The sequence below is a fragment of the Anaerolineae bacterium genome, from assembly GCA_016931895.1.
Lineage (GTDB): Bacteria > Chloroflexota > Anaerolineae > 4572-78 > J111 > JAFGNV01.
The window spans coordinates 1-15,135 of the sequence record JAFGDY010000301.1 but is presented as its reverse complement, the minus strand read 5'-3'; the positions used below and the strand labels follow the sequence as shown (position 1 = coordinate 15,135).

Below are 15,135 nucleotides of genomic sequence, written 5' to 3'. Positions count from 1 at the left end.
GTGCAGGAGTCTAATCCACTCACGCCGGAACCGTCGAACCTAATCGAGTCGCTCAGCCATAGGCTGAGGTTTTATAGGATAATAATCCAGATAAAGGGGACTACTTTAAGTATTGTGGGCAAAGGTTTTGGGAATTTATTTCTGGCAATGAAGAACTATACATAAAGATTATCGAACCTCTGGGATACAAAGCAAAACTCAAAAACGAAGAATTCCAGGACAAATATGCCCAAATTGTCAACAAGTTCTCGTTTCAATTTATGAAAAATTTTTGTCACGACGGCACAATCAATTGGGATGCTTTGATTCAATTTAATTCCTCGATAATGCCTCCTGACAACAAATTGGTAAAATCACTCAACCAACCAGGAAAAGTTATAATTAGCTAGCTCACCCCCCAAAACTACTTTAAATCCTCAGGCCGATCAAAATCTTGTAAAACAGCCCTATTGGTCACCGCCACTCGCTCTGCCTGAGCCTGATAGGCCCTCAGCAACGGACGACCGCCCACATCGCCGTTGATTTGGCGCAATTGGTCAAAGAGAGAACGGTCAAAAAGCACGGGATTGCCGCGCTGCCCGGCAAATTCCGGCCACACTACCGGGGCCAGCGTTTGGCGATGGCGCTCAATGAGGGCGTCCAGTACATCGGGCGTGACCCCAGGCTGATCAACCAAAAGAAAAATAACGCCGTTTACGTTTGGCGGCAAAACGGCCAAACCGGCCTGCATGGAGGTGCTTTGGCCCCCGGCCCAATTTTTATTGACCACCACCTGGACCGGCCTGTTGGCCAGGGCCGCCCGGCATTGGTCTATCTCCGCGCCCACCACCACCACCACCGGCTGCGCCAACGAAGCCAAAGCTACATCAGCCACCCGCTCAATAAAGGTCTGCCGGCCCCAACGGGCCAACTGCTTGGGCGCGCCAAAGCGGGTTGATCCTCCCGCCGCCAAAATAATGGCGGCTGTGCGGGAAAAAGTTTCCTCCCTCAACTGAGAAAGACCTCTATCGCTTGCATCACCTTTTCCAAAGCCCGGATTGAGGGCAGCACCTCAACCCCAATATTCATCCCGTGGTCTGCCCCCTCAATAGCCACCACCTGCCCGCCGGTAGCGGCCTGTATCTCGGCCAGTACGTCCGCATCATAATGCGGGTCAGCCGTTCCAATCACAAAGAGTGAAGTTCCGCCAAATTGCCGGATTTGCTGATGCAAAACATCAAACTTGACCAGAGGGGTCAACCAGATGGCCTTAACCGGGGCGGGTAAGATTTGGGCGGTGAGCAAATGGCCCATAGCCAACGTGCCCAACGATTTGCCCACAACGGTAATTTGCCGGTAGGACCGTTGGGCTATCCCGGTTTGGTAGGCTGCCCCAACATCGGCCAATAGCCACTGCATCTGCTCTGCCGGCGGCAATGCCGAGAAGTCCTCATGATAGGCATACTCTACCCGGAGCACGTCTGCGCCTTTGGCCAGCAGCAAATTGACCGGGTAAAACAGTAGCGGCATGTCAACGGTGTAACCCCGGCCCGGCAAAATGAGGGCCAGGTGGTTTGTGTCGCGCTCCTGTTTAAAAAAGGTATGGGGCACCGGTTCGGCTCGATACCCGGTGATGGTGATTTTTTGGCTGGGGTACATGGTTGTCTCCCGTGTTTAGAAATTAGAGTTGTTACCTCATAAAGCCTTAATCCTGCGGCCTGACCACGGCGCTGGCCAGAATGGCCACCAGCGCCGCTCCCCCCACCGCCAGCGATTTGTCGCTGAGGGCAAAACAATACTCCACAATGCCCCGCGGATCAAGATCGCCAATTTTAAAGCCGGCGGTCACCCGGACGGCGGAATGAATGAGACCGCGCAAAACCCCGTCAAAAGGGGCATGCACTTCTTCCCGCCCCACTTTGGCAATCAGTTGGCCCTGTTTAATGCGGTCGCCAATAGCGGCAAAGGCAATCACATTTCCGTCGGTTGGGGCGCGCAGCACCCGGTCAACGCCGTAACCTTCAACCGGGGCGGAGTCGCCGGTATCAGGCTCAGTTTGCCCCTGGTAAATAACCCGGCCCAACCAATGGCCGCGTTTGGTTTCAATAACCGCATGACATTCCCGGCCGGCGGTAAAGCCCGAGCCTAAAGCCACCACCAACGGGGCAGCGTCAATGGTTGTGCCGGTATTGGTTTTGGCCATAATGGCGTCAATAATCACCTGGGGTTTTACCTGGGCGATAATGTCGGCCTGGGGGTCAACCAAAACCGGGATGATTTCACTTCGGGCCAGGTCGCGCGCGCCCGACACTGAGCCTACGTGATGCGCCGTAATGCCCTCAACCGTTGTTTTTTTGCTATACACAGCCTCGCCAAAACAAACGGCCCGGCGCACCAACAACGGGGCAGGCAATTCGGTCATCATCAGGGGAAAGCCGGCCCGCTTGAGCCGGTAGGCCACCCCGCTGGCCAGATCGCCCGCTCCTTTGATTAAAACAAGGGTATTGTTAAAAATTGGATTGGTACGCATCAGGGCTTATTCGCTGTAGCCATCTGAAAAAACTTCAATCATCAGGTAGGGGGCGCCCAACGGATAGAGAATAGGACAAGTGCAACCGTGGGCCACATATTCCCGAACTTTGGCTTTGACCTCTTCCGGCGTGCCGGTGGCCGTGATGCGCTGGACCAGGTCATCGGGCACCAGGGGCATGGCGGTTTTGATTTGCTCTTTGGTAGCGGGCCAGCCCAAGATGTTCTGGATTTTTTTGACCACCTCATCGCTCACGCCGCTGGCCTGGGCAATGTGCGGTTGTTGGGCCAGGTATTGGGTGAGCAGGGCGCGAGCGCCATCTAAAGCTTGGGCTTTATCGGTATGCACGGAACAAACCATCAGTTGAGGCCGGTCAATCTCATCCAGGGTGCGGCCGGACTGTTTGGCGCCAATTTGCAAAGCAGCCAGCGCCCGGTCATTATACTCCGGAGGCACGCAGTAATTGAGCACCACGCCATCGCCAATTTCTCCGGCCAATTCCATCATTTTCATGCCGGTCGCGCCAATCATCATGGGCACGCGGCGCGGTTCGCGACGGCCATGCACGACATCCAACTCAATCCCCTTAACCTGGTGGAACTCGCCTTTAAAGGTGACGTTTTCCATGTTCAGCAGGCGGCGCATCACCTCAATGGTTTCGCGCATGGCCAAAAGGGGTTTGCGGCGCCGAATGCCCACGTTTGCGGCCAGCGGGTCCCACCAGGCCCCCATGCCACAAATGATCCGATCAGGAGCCAGGTCGTCCAGGGTTAAAAAAGTGGCCGCCAACAGGCCGATGTTGCGGGTCCAGTTATTGATCACGCCGGAGCCGACCTTTAACCGCTTGGTAACGGCGGCAAAAGCGGCCATGGGCACAATGGCGTCGCGCACCAGGCGGCTCTCGGCCTGCCACACTGCCTCAAAGCCCTTTTCTTCCGCATATTGGGCCAGTTTCATGCCCTCGCGGAGATCATGGGCATCTTGCAAATAAAGGGCTACTCTATCTTGACTCATGTTAACAATCTCCTTTCCAGATAAATTTTTATTTAACGATTTTACCACCGGCTATAGCAATTTGTCGAAAAAGCGATCAGGTGATTGAACCCACCGGCCTTAAACCGGGCCAATAGATTCCCCCCACAGCCGGAGCATGGTATAATGGTTTTATTAATGAGCAGTACCCAGAATTTTTTAAAGAGGTGATAGCATGCGGGTCATCAATTTTGTGGCAGGCTTTTTGGTGGGTGCGGCGCTGGCAGCCATTGCTGTTTTACTGATTACGCCCCAAAGCGGCAATGAGTTGCAGGCGACCATTCGGGCCAGGTTTGAGGAGATTTTGGCAGAGGGGCGCAAAGCCGCCGCCGTCCGGCGGGCTGAGTTGGAAAATACGCTGGCCAATCTGAGGGCAGGTTCGGCGCAATAATTTGGGGGAACTCCCGGCTATAACGTCTCCAGCGCCTTTTTGAAAATGTGATGGTAAACTTGGCTGGCCTGAGCCATATCATCATCCAGGAATAGGTCGGCGCGAGCCTCATACGCTTTTCTGATCAAAGCCAGGCTGTTGCGCAAATCCTCACCGGCAAAGGTTAATTTGTTGGAGATGTACGTGCCGGCAATCAACAAGGGCAAGTAGAGGAATTCCTCCTCTAAGGTTTGGCCGGTTTCGATATTGTCGGCAATATAGTCGTTGACCGCCTGGCGCTCCTCTAATGCCCAGAGTTGGCGACCGGCGGCTCGGGCAATCAGGCCAAAACCGACGGCAATGCTCAGCCGGAGCAGGTGATAATACCCCACCGAACTGATTACCTCAAGGGCATCGGTGGTGTCGGCATTGGCATCAAGGGCGCGTTCCCAAATTGGCACCAACAAACCGTTATAACGGGCCGGGTTACTGAGAAAGTATTGGCAGGTAAAAGTTAAGATTTTGGCCAGTATAATGGCCTCGCCTATTCTGAGCGGCAAACCCACATCCGCAAATCTACTCACGCTTTCGCTATACAGCCTGGCGTATAGAGCTTCCGCCGTCAGTTCGTTTTTTAATTTCACCTGCCGCAGATTTATTTCGTGGATGGCCCGGTGGAACAAATCTATCTGGTCTCGGGTCCACACGGCCTGATAGGTGTGGGCCAATTTGGGCGCTCGTTCTGCGGGTTGGGGTTTACCGGCTATTTGAAGGGGGAATGTAGCTTTTTTAACCGGCTTTTCGCTAAAGGTGGCCCCCAACGTGCTCGCCAAATTTAGGCCCACTATATTGTCAATCAAACTTTTATTATCTAATTTGCTCTGGCTTTCAGCGGCGCGCACCCGATTGCCTTTACTTTTGGGGGTTACTTGAAGTTCCACGGCCACCTCAAATTCCCCCGGCTGCGCGTCTTCGGTGGTGGTGACGGGCAGGGTTAACAAACCCGCTTCCACTTCGGTGAGTTGCAGGTTAAAGGCAGGTTTAGCCACGCTCAGAATCGGCTTACCACTTTTAAAAAGTCCCCCCCCCACCAAGGGCAACGTCACTTGCACCACTACCGCTACCGGCACATCGAGCGTATTTTGCATAAATAAAAACAGATTGGCTACCTGTTGCGGCGCAATTTGGGTCGGTTCAAAATATCCTACGTATTGCACGCCTCCCGTTTCCAATCTTTCAGGGTTGGCAATGTATTCACCAATGATGTCTGGGTAAGAAACCGTGGACATAACGCACCCCCTTCAACTTGTCATAATCCATTTTAGCATATCACTGCCCCGGCATTTTGTCAACGTTGCCCGCAGATTCAACCCGGCCATAGTCCATTTCCAACTTATCTCGTTGAAAATGGGCCGCAATTACCTGTAACAGATTGATGGTGTAATGCGCCGCCAGCGGGGCCAGCACGCTGCCCGTCCCCAAAAACAGCAGGGAAAGCAATCCGTTTAAACCCGCCGCCACGCCTATGCCCAAATAACCCTGCGGCAGGTGCATAGCCCCAAACAGCAAGGACGTGCCAATCATCAACAGCCACAGCGGGATGATATCGCCAAACCCACCCAGCCAGAGCGGGCGAAACAACAACTCTTCCATGGCCACCGCCGGCAGCAGGGCCAGGGGAACCAGCACCCATTCAACAGGGCGGCGCGGCAAGATATTAAGCACCACCCAGGGGGAGTAAATTTCCCGGCCAAAATAACTGACGGCACCAACGGCCAACAGGTTGATGACCACCTGCATGGTCGCCCCGGCCGCCAGGCCAAGCCCAATTTGTGGCCAGGGGTTGGCCCCAACCAAACCAAGCTGCCCGGCCGGTAGGCCCATCAACCAGGCCAAAAACAAACAAAAACCCACCAACACCACCCGGATAATCAATTCGGGCGGCGAAAGCAACAAATTAAAATCGGGCCGGATTCTTTTGAGCAGCAGGTTGCTCTGATACGTGATCCAGGCCAGAAAAATGGTCAAAATTAAGATGATCAGCCGGGCCAGATTTAGCCCCAAGTTCATGCTCCTTTATCAGCCTCACCAGCCTCAAAAGTATCGGCTAAAAGGGCCAACGCCTGTTTGGCCTGGGGTTCTGGCACCCACACCTGCGCCGACCCCAGCGGGCCAACGGTCAAGCCCAGCACAATCCCTACGGCTTCCTGTCGCGCCAGGGCGGCAATGCCTTCACTTTCCAGCCGCCCCTTAATGATGGCCGCTTCGGCCGGATTGAGATTGGCGGCCACCACCACCCAGGGGGTCCGCGCCGCCCCACCGGGCGTCGTTTCCGCCCCAGCCGTTTCTTCATGGTTGCCCTGAGACCAGGGCACCGCATTGGGCAATGTTTCTGCCATAAAATCTCCCTCTCTGTCTAAATAATCTTTATTATACCGGAACTTGTATTTACCATCAAGAGAAAATTTCCAACCGTTGTTTACATTCAGGAAAGCCTGATTTACAATCAAACCTCCATATATTTGCCTTATTGAATAGAATTTGGCAAGATTAGGGCATGGAATATAAAAGACAAGAAGAAGACTTTATTGAATTAAAAGATACTGTTGCCGAGCAGCGTAAGTATAGTGTTTTAAATGTTGAAGAGGCTCGCAAAGTAACAAAAACCTGGCTTGAAAATTTTGACCTGGCAGAAGCCATTAGCTTTGGTCTTCCCGAAGTTGATGATAGATACCACGTATGGCGCGTGCCATTATTGGGACGAGACTCCCAGGAGAGAATAGGTGAAGTTGTTATTGATGCTTACACTTCTTTACTCCTCCAGGACAAATCAACATCTCCCGATGTACTGGAAGCGCGTTTGTTACATCGTCACAACTCCCCCCAAAAATCCCCACTCAAAAAGAAAAATTACCGGCCCTCAAATCTCAGAAATACCATCGCGCTTGGCGATGCCGAAAAAATATTACGAGATTTTCCCGAAGAGTCTGTAGATTTAATATTTACCTCTCCGCCATACTATAATGCCCGCCCGGAATATGAGGATTATGTTACTTATGATGAATATCTGTTAAAAATGCAAAAAGTGATCCGGGCCTGTCACCGGGTTCTGAACGAAGGTCGGTTTTTTGTAATGAACGTCTCGCCGATTTTAATCAGACGCGCCAATCGGACCGAGTCTTCAAAGCGTATCGCTGTTCCATTTGATATGCATCGCCTATTTATTGAGGAAGGCTTTGATTTTGTAGATGATATTATTTGGGTTAAACCTGAAGGCGCAGGCTGGGCTACAGGCCGAGGCAGAAGATTCTCCGCAGATAGAAACCCGTTGCAATATAAACCTGTTCCGGTGACTGAATATGTATTGGTCTACCGCAAACACACCAAACGTTTGATTGACTGGAATATAAGAACACACCCTGATCAGGAAAAAGTGCAAGTATCCAAAGTATCAGATGATTATGAAAGGACCAACATTTGGGAGATTAAACCGGCTCACGACAAAAAGCATCCGGCTATTTTCCCCGAGGAGTTGGCCACAAAAGTAATTTCCTATTATTCATTTGTTGACGATATTGTCTTGGATCCTTTCGCCGGTTCAGGAACTGTGGGGCTTGCCGCGACAAAATCAAAAAGACGCTTTGTTTTAATTGATAAAGCCCCAAAATATGTCAATCTAATGAGAGAGCGGGCCAAGAGTTGGCTGGGCAAACAAGCAGGTGATATTCTTTGTCTGAATTGTCCTCCAATTATGGTTGACGACCTCTTGATATTGGTAGACTTTTTACCAAATCAAGAGTAAGCTCCAAACAGGCCGCATCGTAAAGATAGACCTCAACGAATTGCCATTTCTCAAATCTATTCTATAATTACGTTTTGCAACATCGTAAGTCTGCCCAACACACTCATCCGGTTATTGATAGGAGTAGTATCTTGAATATAGCTTTTCAAATTGTGCAAATTATCGTGGCTATTGCCATAATTGCCCTGGTTCTGTTGCAGGTTAAAGGCTCCGGCCTGGGCAATATTTTTGGCGGCGATGGCGGGGTTTATCGCACCCGGCGCGGGGTTGAAAAAACATTATTCCAGGCCACCGTAGGCTTGAGCGTCTTTTTCTTTATTATTTCATTGGTGGCAGTGACTCTGGCCGGTTGAAATTGTTTTTGAACAACTTCTTTTCTCTCGGTTAGGATTTACCACCAGACCCAAATAGCGCACAACAGTGGTTGGCTGTTGTGCCTTTTCATTCAAAAGGGGCAATTCTTTGGGACGTCACACACGCTGGCAAGCTATTCTTACCCTCACCGGAATAGCCATGACCATGGCCTTTTTGGGATTTCTGGCTTTTTCGCGCACCACTGTCACCGTGCCGGATGTAGGCGGCGTTTACAGCGAGGGCATTGCCGGAACGCCTCAATTTATCAATCCGCTGCTGGCGCACTTTAATCAGGTTGACCAGGATTTGAGCGCCCTTATCTTTCAGGGTCTAACTCGTTCCGACGGCAAGGGCGGCCTGGAGCCGGTGCTGGCCAAAAGCTGGAGCGCCAGCGATGACGGCCTGGCCTATCTGTTCAAACTGCGAGATGATGTTCGCTGGCAAGACAATCAACCCTTTACGGCTGACGACGTTCTTTTTACCATCAACCTGATGAAAGACCCCGAATTTCCCGGCGCGCCTTACCTGGGCGACCTGTGGCGAACGGTGACCGTGGAAAAGATTGACGATTACACCCTCCGCTTTATCCTGCCGGAGCCGTTTCCCCCCTTTGCCGATTTTACCACCATCGGTATTTTGCCGGAACACCTGCTTAAAGACACGCCCGCCCGCGATTTATTGAGCCAGACCTTTAACCTCAAACCAATTGGCACCGGCCCTTTTAAACTGGACGAAATAAATGCCAGGTTGGCCCGGTTGTCGGCCAATCCGCTTTATAACGGCCCCCAACCGCGGCTGGCGCACCTGGAGTTTCATTTTTATCCCAGCTACCAGGAAGTGATAGCCGCCTACCGGGCGGGAGAAGTTCTGGGGATTAACTTCATCCCTCCTCAAGCTATCCCGGACGTGCAGCAACTTGAGTCCCTTAATCTTTATACCGCGCGCTTATCGGGTTACAACATTATTTATCTCAACTTGCAGGCCCCCGACACAGCCCCCTTTTTCCAGGAGACTGAAGTGCGCCAGGCCCTGTTATTGGCCCTGGATCGCCAGGCCATCATTGACCAGGCGCTGCACGGCCAGGGGCTGGCGGCCAACGGGCCAATCCTGCCCTGGAGTTGGGCCTACAATGCCGACCAACCTGTCCCAAATTTTGACCCGGAAAAGGCCAAGTCCCTGTTGGATAAGGTCGGCTGGATAGACAGCGATGGCGACGGCATCCGCGATAAAGAAGGCCGGCTCCTGGCCTTTAACCTGCTCACCGGCGACGACCCCGATAATATCAAAGTGGCCGAAGCTGCGAGTGAGCAGTGGCAACAGGTCGGCGTGTCGGCCACCCCGGAAGTGGCCGGCGCGGGTTTGGGCGCGGCCCTGGCCCAGCGCCATTTCCAGGCGGCCCTGGCTGAGGTTTTACTGTACGGAGACCCCGACCCTTACCCCTTCTGGCATCAAACCCAAATTCAGGCCGGGCAAAATTTTGCGGGTTGGAACAACGATGAAGCTTCAATGCTGCTGGAAGCCGCCCGCGCCACCACGGCCAAAGGCCGCCGCAACGACTTCTACTTTGAGTTCCAGCGCATTTTTGCCGAGGAAGTTCCCTCCATTATCCTCTTTCACCCCGTTTACACCTACGGCGTCAGTCAAGATGTTTTCGACGTTCAGGTAGCCCCAGTGGTCAATCCCAGCGACCGCTTCCGCAGCCTGCCCAATTGGTACGTGCTCACCCGGCAGGTCATTTATAAAGAAACCCAATATGAGAAAGTGGCCCCGTAGGCAATCTTTCCCTTATCGCCGCCGGGCCAGCACGTCGGGATGGACAAAAAAGTAAATACAGGCCAGGCCCGTCAGCGCCCCGCCCAGGTGCGCAAAAACACCGACGCCGGTGGAATAAGGGATGTCCAATTTGGCCAGTTCAACCATCAACTGGGCCACCAACGCATCGTGCAGAAAACTATAAATCAGATACACCCAGGCCGGCAGCCAAATAGTAAAGGGAATGGCCACCAGGCAGCAGCCCATGGGCGTGGCCGCCACAAGGGTACGGATGCGCTGGTCGGAATATAAAAAAAGATAAGCCCCCATTAACCCGCTAATAGCGCCGCTGGCGCCCAAACCGGGCATCCGGGCATGGATAGGCGAAAGCGCGGCGCTGGCCAGTACGCTTACAAAACTGGCGGCAAAACCACACAGCATGTAAAAAAGAAAAAAACGCGCCGGGCCGGTTACGTCCTCTACCTTGCGGCCAAAAAACCACAGCACAAACATGTTGCCCAACAGGTGAAAAAAATTGGCGTGTAAAAAGAAACTGGTTAAAGACGATAACGCGCCCAAACCTTCGCCTCTGAGTTTTAAGTTAGATACGTCCATATAAGGGTAGAGGGTGATGATCCACGACACATCATCGGGCATGGTTTGATGGCGCAAATAAAGGCCCAAAACCAAACCCCCGTGAATGAGAACATTGATGATCACAATGGTCAAAGTCATCCAGGGAAAAGTCTGTCCCTGTTCCCGGCGGTCTTTAATGGGCAGCAAAAAAACGCTTTCCAGAATCAAGGTCAGGTAGTAGATAGTTTCAGGATCCATTCCGGCACCTCAGGAGAAGATTGACCAATCGGATACAAAATAATGCCCATGGCCACCAGCCAAAAAATTGCCCCAAAGATGGCCACCGAGAAACGCGCCTCGGCGGAAGTCAAGCCGCGCTCACCGGCTATAAAACGGATAGCCGGATTGTAGGGCAAGCTGGCGCCGCTTGTCCACAAAAATGCGCCCAGCAGCCCCAGGCCGAGCGCCAGCCAGCCTGTGCCCGGAATCCACCAGGGACGCATGCCTGCATCCAGCACGGCGGCCAAAAAACAGAGCAGCGCCGGCCCGGTTAATTGCCGCAGCAACTCAAACCAGCCGGTGGCCAGCACGTCGGGTAAATCAGGGGCCAGCACACCGGCCAAACGTTGGGCCTTCTTTTGGGCTAAAGTATCGGCGGGGAGCAGGGTGGCGGCCCGCCGATAGGCTTCAACCGCCAGCTTGGGCCGGCGAGAGGCCTCGTAAAGTTGCCCCAGCCGGAACCAGACCATGCCGTGCCTGGGGTCGAGCCGCGTTGCCTTCTGAAAATAGTCAAAACTTTTTTTAAGCTGGCCGTGGTCCATTAGCAGCCAGCCCAGGGAAAAATTTAGCTCGGCGGATTCGGGCGTCTCCACCAGGGCTTCTTGGTAAACATCTTCGGCCTCATCCCAATAACTCAATTGATGATAAATTTTCCCCAAAACCAAAGCGGCGGCTATTTGGCCGGGGTCTTCGGCCAGCACCTGCCGCAGAGTGTTAATAGCCACATTAGAGCGGCCTGCCCCGGCTTGCGCTTCGGCCAACCGCAGTTGAATTTCGGGATAGTCGGGATTTAGCATGTTGACAATTTGCCAGGCGGTAACGGCCTGACCATATTTTTCGTGCTCCTGGTAAGCCGCCGCTAACCCGCTAAAGTAGATGGTTTTATGCCGGAAGTTACCCGGCGTATACCCACATTCGGGACACTCGGCCAGTTCTACATCCAAACGAGCGCCACAAGCCGGGCAATCCACCACCAGGGGCAGGCGGCAATGATGGCAGCGGGTGGACATGGCCGAAATAGGGCGTCTACAAAAAGGACACAAAACACTGCCTTTTTCGGGCGGCGCTTCCGCTTCGCTCGTGGCCGGTTCAAACTCCAAAACATCCTCCCCCCGCGCCGTAGACTTGCTCCGAATCAAGGCGCCGGCCATTGAAGCATGTTCCTGCAAATATTTTGCTTTGGGGGCCGGCGCTTCTGGCCGCGCCGGCTGCGGGGCGAGTCGTTTGTAGCGGATAGCAGACCGGGCCGGCAGGGTTGGTTTTTTACGGGTGGGGCGAAAGATAAACAGTGACAAGGCCCAGCCCCCCCCTAAAAAGAAAGCCCACATCACCACGCCAACGCCCAAAATGGTGCCCATAATTGCCAAAAGGTCTATTCTGTCGTCAAGCCGAAGCGGCCGGTTGACCTGTGGCTTGTTGGGCAAATATAAAACCTTTATCTTTTTGGTATTTGTGGCGGTTTCGTAGGCCGTTGACGAAACCGGGCACCAATAAGCGTCGTCCGCCGGATCTCCGCCAAAAGAGTGCCACGTTTGCCCATCAAAGCTGAATTCATATTGCACCATATAATAGACCACGCCGGTGCTGCCTCGATAGGTGTACGAATCCGTGACATACGCCTCAACCACCTCTCCCCGGTAGCGCAAAGCCAACTCGTTGACCACGCCGCATCCCCCCAGCAGGGAGCATGGCGCGCACAGCACTAACGAGGCCAGCAACACCACTACTCGCAATATGATGCGCCTGGTAGACAGCCAGGTGTCTTTTACCGGGGGTTCAACTTCAGCCGCCACATTCGCTTCCAGTTGCGCCTGCTCAGCAGATGAAACCGGGACAAAGGGTTTTTCCGGCACCGGCAGCGGACGACGCGCGGCTAAATTATCTTGCAACATCACCCCGGCCATTGAGGCATGCTCTTTTAGATGTCCCGGCCTTTTCACCGGAGTTTGCTGTTTGGGGGAAGACGCAGGCTGTGAGCCGGCCTGGCCTGGAGAAGACACTTCCTCTCCTGCCGATTTTTCCGGGGAAGATGCTGATGAAGGGGGCAAGGGGGACGAAACCGGGGTAGAGGATGAAGGAGCAGGAGACGTTTCAGTTGCCGGAAAGGGGGATGAAGTTGTTGCCAAAGGGGACGGTCTGACCGTTGGCGCAACTCCGTCGCTTTGTTGCTGCAAACGGGCCAACCCCAACCGGGCGTGTTTGTTTTCCGGCTCCAGGGCCAATACGTTTTCCAAACACGTAAACTTATCAACCGGATCTTCCACCACCGCGCTGAGCCAGAGCCAGGCCGACACGTTGGTTTCATCCAGTTCCACCACCTGCAACAACGCCTGGCGAGCCTGTTCTGTCCGGCCGGCTTTGGCGGCGGCAATCCCTTCGCGCAACAAAGTCTGAAGTTCAGACTGATTCATTAATAATAAACCCCCTCCTCAGGGTGGGCCAAACTGTAACTCCCACCCCCGTCAGTTTCAAATTGTAACATTTTCTTTTTGAATGCACAATAGGAATTTGTGCCGGGTTTTGGGGGCAATAAAAAACCCGGCAGTGGCCACAACACCGCCGGGTTGGATCATAGGAGGGAGGGTTCATATGATCGTTTATAGAATAGCATAAAATTTCAATATCGTCAAAATTCCTAAACCAATTTGTACTTGTATATTTTGACAACGTAGGTTAAAATCAAATATGTACGGTAAACATTAATTTTTTCTTAATGAGGTCTTTTTTATGAGTAAACCCTTTAACTACGGTGGTCAGGCCATCATCGAAGGGGTGATGATGCGCGGACGCAAACACATGGCTCTGGCCGTTCGCGCGGCCAACGGCGAAATTGTGCTGCATACCGAACCCCTGAACCCTCGTATCTACGCCAGTTTCATTAACAAAATACCTTTTTTGCGCGGCTTCACCCTGCTGTGGGATGCCCTGGTTTTGGGCATTCACGCCTTGATGTTTTCGGCTAACATTGCTATGGGCGAGGAAGAAGAGGTGGAATTTACCGGGCCGGTGGCCTGGGGTAGTATGGCCGTTTCTTTTACGCTGGCCATCGCCATTTTTTTTGTATCGCCCTTGCTGGTGATTAGCCTGCTGGAACGGTTTGCGACCATCCCTATTCTGCTCCAACATCTCATTGAAGGCGTCGTCAGGCTGGCCTTGTTTTTAGGCTACATCTGGGGCATTGGCTTTCTCGAGGACATTAAACGTGTTTTTGGCTATCATGGCGCCGAGCACAAGGCCATTAATGCTTACGAACATGACGTGGAACTGGTCCCGGAAAAAATCAGCCAATGCAGCATTGTCCATCCCCGCTGCGGCACGGCGTTTTTGCTCATTGTGATGGTCATCTCTATTTTTGTGTTTGCCCTGGTGGGCGACCCCGCGCTGTGGCTGAAAATTGTTTCCCGCGTGGTGCTCATCCCGGTTATTGCCGGCATTGCCTACGAATTTCTAAAATTTAGCGCGGCGCACCAACAAAATCCAATCATTAAAATTTTGATTGCGCCCGGCCTGGCCCTACAGCGCATGACCACTCGCGAGCCCGATTTAAGCATGTTAGAAGTATCTATCGCTGCCCTGAAAAAACTGCTTATCGAAGAAAAACTGGCGACCGCGGCCAACTTAAGCGAAACCGGCGAAACCCTGACCGCGCCCGGTTCGGTCAGCCCGTAGGTTCCCGCTAGGCCAGGGGGAAGAAGGTTTTGTTGCCATGGTTACAAGACCCATATCCACCACCGATAAATTACGCGCTCAATCCTTAAATCGTACCGGCCTGGAACACTTTGAACGCTGGGAAATGGACAGCGCCATCACGCTTTTCCAGGAAGCCACGCGCCTTGACGACACCGAGTCGGAATATCACCTCAACCTGGCCCGGGCCATGGTGCGCATGGGTGATTACGAAGCCATGCTGAAATCCCTGGGCGATTACATCCGTACCGAACTGGAAGAGAGACTGGTCACTCGTTTTGAAACTCTTTTTAGCAACGCCCTGGACGCAGTAGAAACCCGGCTCACTAGCACTATGCCCCAACATGGGCTACGCCTGGAAATTGTCGGCGCGGCCATTCAAATGTGGTTGGAATACCGGGTGACCATTGGCAAAAATCACCTGGACCTCAGCCGTCCCGAAGAATGGGCCGCAGCCCTGGACCATACCGTGCGCAAGGTGAATTTTGAAGAAGTGCCTGGCCCGGAAATTGCGGCGTGGTACAACACCACCGAGCCGGCCATGCGCAGCGCCCACGCCGACCTGGTGGATGTGCTGGACATTATGCCTTGCGACTATCGCTACTACCGGGGCAGCGATAATCCGCTGGACAAACTTGTTGAAGCAGCCTTGATGCTGGAAGAATTAGAAAAACGATTTCAAGAAGCCTAGCAGTCTGTCGGAGAGAACCAGAGAAGGATCTCATAACTGCCAAAATGGTCTAGTTTTGACGAAAAATGTGCTCTAAATGAACG

Annotated in this window: 15 protein-coding genes and 1 pseudogene; 7 read left to right on the top strand and 9 right to left on the bottom strand. The window is 53.1% G+C overall.

Annotated elements, in window-relative coordinates; genetic code table 11:
• The first annotated feature begins 77 nt into the window (after positions 1–77).
• Positions 78–389 (top strand): annotated as a pseudogene (locus JW953_23185) (hypothetical protein).
• A gap of 14 nt (positions 390–403) precedes the next feature.
• On the opposite strand, the gene JW953_23180 reads toward JW953_23185, so the two are convergent.
• The 4 genes from JW953_23180 to JW953_23165 are packed head-to-tail and all read right to left on the bottom strand — an operon-like array spanning position 404 to position 3,523.
• Complete coding sequence (locus JW953_23180) at positions 404–991, bottom strand: nucleotidyltransferase family protein (protein ID MBN1995611.1); 588 nt, start codon at positions 989–991, stop codon at positions 404–406.
• Positions 988–1,638 (bottom strand): hypothetical protein, encoded by a 651-nt coding sequence (locus tag JW953_23175; protein ID MBN1995610.1) that lies wholly within the window; start codon positions 1,636–1,638, stop codon positions 988–990. Before JW953_23175 ends, JW953_23180 begins: the two co-directional genes overlap by 4 nt.
• Positions 1,639–1,684: 46 nt before the next feature.
• A complete protein-coding gene (locus JW953_23170) occupies positions 1,685–2,509 on the bottom strand; it encodes an EF2563 family selenium-dependent molybdenum hydroxylase system protein (protein MBN1995609.1) in 825 nt (274 codons plus the stop codon).
• A gap of 6 nt (positions 2,510–2,515) precedes the next feature.
• Positions 2,516–3,523, bottom strand: a complete 1,008-nt coding sequence (locus JW953_23165) for an LLM class flavin-dependent oxidoreductase (GenBank protein ID MBN1995608.1) — start codon at positions 3,521–3,523, stop codon at positions 2,516–2,518.
• A gap of 193 nt (positions 3,524–3,716) precedes the next feature.
• On the opposite strand from JW953_23165, the gene JW953_23160 reads away from it, so the two are divergent.
• A complete protein-coding gene (locus JW953_23160; protein MBN1995607.1) occupies positions 3,717–3,932 on the top strand; it encodes a YtxH domain-containing protein in 216 nt (71 codons plus the stop codon).
• 17 nt (positions 3,933–3,949) lie between these two features.
• Here the strand turns inward: JW953_23160 and JW953_23155 are convergent, their stop codons facing one another.
• The 3 genes from JW953_23155 to JW953_23145 are packed head-to-tail and all read right to left on the bottom strand — an operon-like array spanning position 3,950 to position 6,310.
• On the bottom strand, positions 3,950–5,200 hold the full coding sequence (locus JW953_23155; protein MBN1995606.1) for a hypothetical protein: 1,251 nt from the start codon (positions 5,198–5,200) through the stop codon (positions 3,950–3,952).
• Between the two features lie 40 nt (positions 5,201–5,240).
• On the bottom strand, positions 5,241–5,981 hold the full coding sequence (locus tag JW953_23150) for a CPBP family intramembrane metalloprotease (protein MBN1995605.1): 741 nt from the start codon (positions 5,979–5,981) through the stop codon (positions 5,241–5,243).
• A complete protein-coding gene (locus JW953_23145; protein ID MBN1995604.1) occupies positions 5,978–6,310 on the bottom strand; it encodes a DUF2007 domain-containing protein in 333 nt (110 codons plus the stop codon). The genes JW953_23150 and JW953_23145 overlap by 4 nt, the downstream gene beginning before the upstream one ends.
• Positions 6,311–6,468: 158 nt before the next feature.
• Here JW953_23145 and JW953_23140 point away from each other — a divergent pair, with 158 nt between their 5' ends.
• From JW953_23140 to JW953_23130, 3 genes are all read left to right on the top strand, one after another.
• The gene (locus JW953_23140) at positions 6,469–7,713 is read left to right on the top strand and encodes a site-specific DNA-methyltransferase (GenBank protein ID MBN1995603.1); all 1,245 of its coding nucleotides are present in this window, start codon (positions 6,469–6,471) and stop codon (positions 7,711–7,713) included.
• A gap of 131 nt (positions 7,714–7,844) precedes the next feature.
• Complete coding sequence (gene secG, locus JW953_23135; protein MBN1995602.1) at positions 7,845–8,066, top strand: preprotein translocase subunit SecG; 222 nt, start codon at positions 7,845–7,847, stop codon at positions 8,064–8,066.
• 109 nt (positions 8,067–8,175) lie between these two features.
• Positions 8,176–9,840 (top strand): peptide ABC transporter substrate-binding protein, encoded by a 1,665-nt coding sequence (locus JW953_23130; protein ID MBN1995601.1) that lies wholly within the window; start codon positions 8,176–8,178, stop codon positions 9,838–9,840.
• A 12-nt stretch (positions 9,841–9,852) separates the two neighbouring features.
• On the opposite strand, the gene JW953_23125 is transcribed toward JW953_23130, so the two are convergent.
• Entirely contained in the window at positions 9,853–10,653 is an 801-nt protein-coding gene (locus JW953_23125) for a rhomboid family intramembrane serine protease (protein ID MBN1995600.1), read from the bottom strand.
• Complete coding sequence (locus JW953_23120; GenBank protein ID MBN1995599.1) at positions 10,626–13,085, bottom strand: tetratricopeptide repeat protein; 2,460 nt, start codon at positions 13,083–13,085, stop codon at positions 10,626–10,628. The genes JW953_23125 and JW953_23120 overlap by 28 nt, the downstream gene beginning before the upstream one ends.
• A 316-nt stretch (positions 13,086–13,401) precedes the next feature.
• On the opposite strand from JW953_23120, the gene JW953_23115 reads away from it, so the two are divergent.
• The gene (locus tag JW953_23115) at positions 13,402–14,343 is read left to right on the top strand and encodes a DUF1385 domain-containing protein (protein ID MBN1995598.1); all 942 of its coding nucleotides are present in this window, start codon (positions 13,402–13,404) and stop codon (positions 14,341–14,343) included.
• A 37-nt stretch (positions 14,344–14,380) separates the two neighbouring features.
• Positions 14,381–15,052 carry a hypothetical protein gene (locus JW953_23110; protein MBN1995597.1) on the top strand — a complete coding sequence of 224 codons (672 nt, stop codon included), beginning with the start codon at positions 14,381–14,383 and terminating at the stop codon, positions 15,050–15,052.
• The last annotated feature ends 83 nt before the right edge of the window (positions 15,053–15,135 follow it).

Bases quoted from the DNA above. Each gene is read 5' to 3' on its own strand.
- JW953_23175 (MBN1995610.1), bottom strand. From the start codon at position 1,638: ATGTACCCCAGCCAAAAAATCACCATCACCGGGTATCGAGCCGAACCG.
- JW953_23170 (MBN1995609.1), bottom strand. From the start codon at position 2,509: ATGCGTACCAATCCAATTTTTAACAATACCCTTGTTTTAATCAAAGGA.
- JW953_23165 (MBN1995608.1), bottom strand. From the start codon at position 3,523: ATGAGTCAAGATAGAGTAGCCCTTTATTTGCAAGATGCCCATGATCTC.
- JW953_23160 (MBN1995607.1), top strand. From the start codon at position 3,717: ATGCGGGTCATCAATTTTGTGGCAGGCTTTTTGGTGGGTGCGGCGCTG.
- JW953_23155 (MBN1995606.1), bottom strand. From the start codon at position 5,200: ATGTCCACGGTTTCTTACCCAGACATCATTGGTGAATACATTGCCAAC.
- JW953_23150 (MBN1995605.1), bottom strand. From the start codon at position 5,981: ATGAACTTGGGGCTAAATCTGGCCCGGCTGATCATCTTAATTTTGACC.
- JW953_23145 (MBN1995604.1), bottom strand. From the start codon at position 6,310: ATGGCAGAAACATTGCCCAATGCGGTGCCCTGGTCTCAGGGCAACCAT.
- JW953_23140 (MBN1995603.1), top strand. From the start codon at position 6,469: ATGGAATATAAAAGACAAGAAGAAGACTTTATTGAATTAAAAGATACT.
- JW953_23125 (MBN1995600.1), bottom strand. From the start codon at position 10,653: ATGGATCCTGAAACTATCTACTACCTGACCTTGATTCTGGAAAGCGTT.
- JW953_23120 (MBN1995599.1), bottom strand. From the start codon at position 13,085: ATGAATCAGTCTGAACTTCAGACTTTGTTGCGCGAAGGGATTGCCGCC.
- JW953_23115 (MBN1995598.1), top strand. From the start codon at position 13,402: ATGAGTAAACCCTTTAACTACGGTGGTCAGGCCATCATCGAAGGGGTG.
- JW953_23110 (MBN1995597.1), top strand. From the start codon at position 14,381: ATGGTTACAAGACCCATATCCACCACCGATAAATTACGCGCTCAATCC.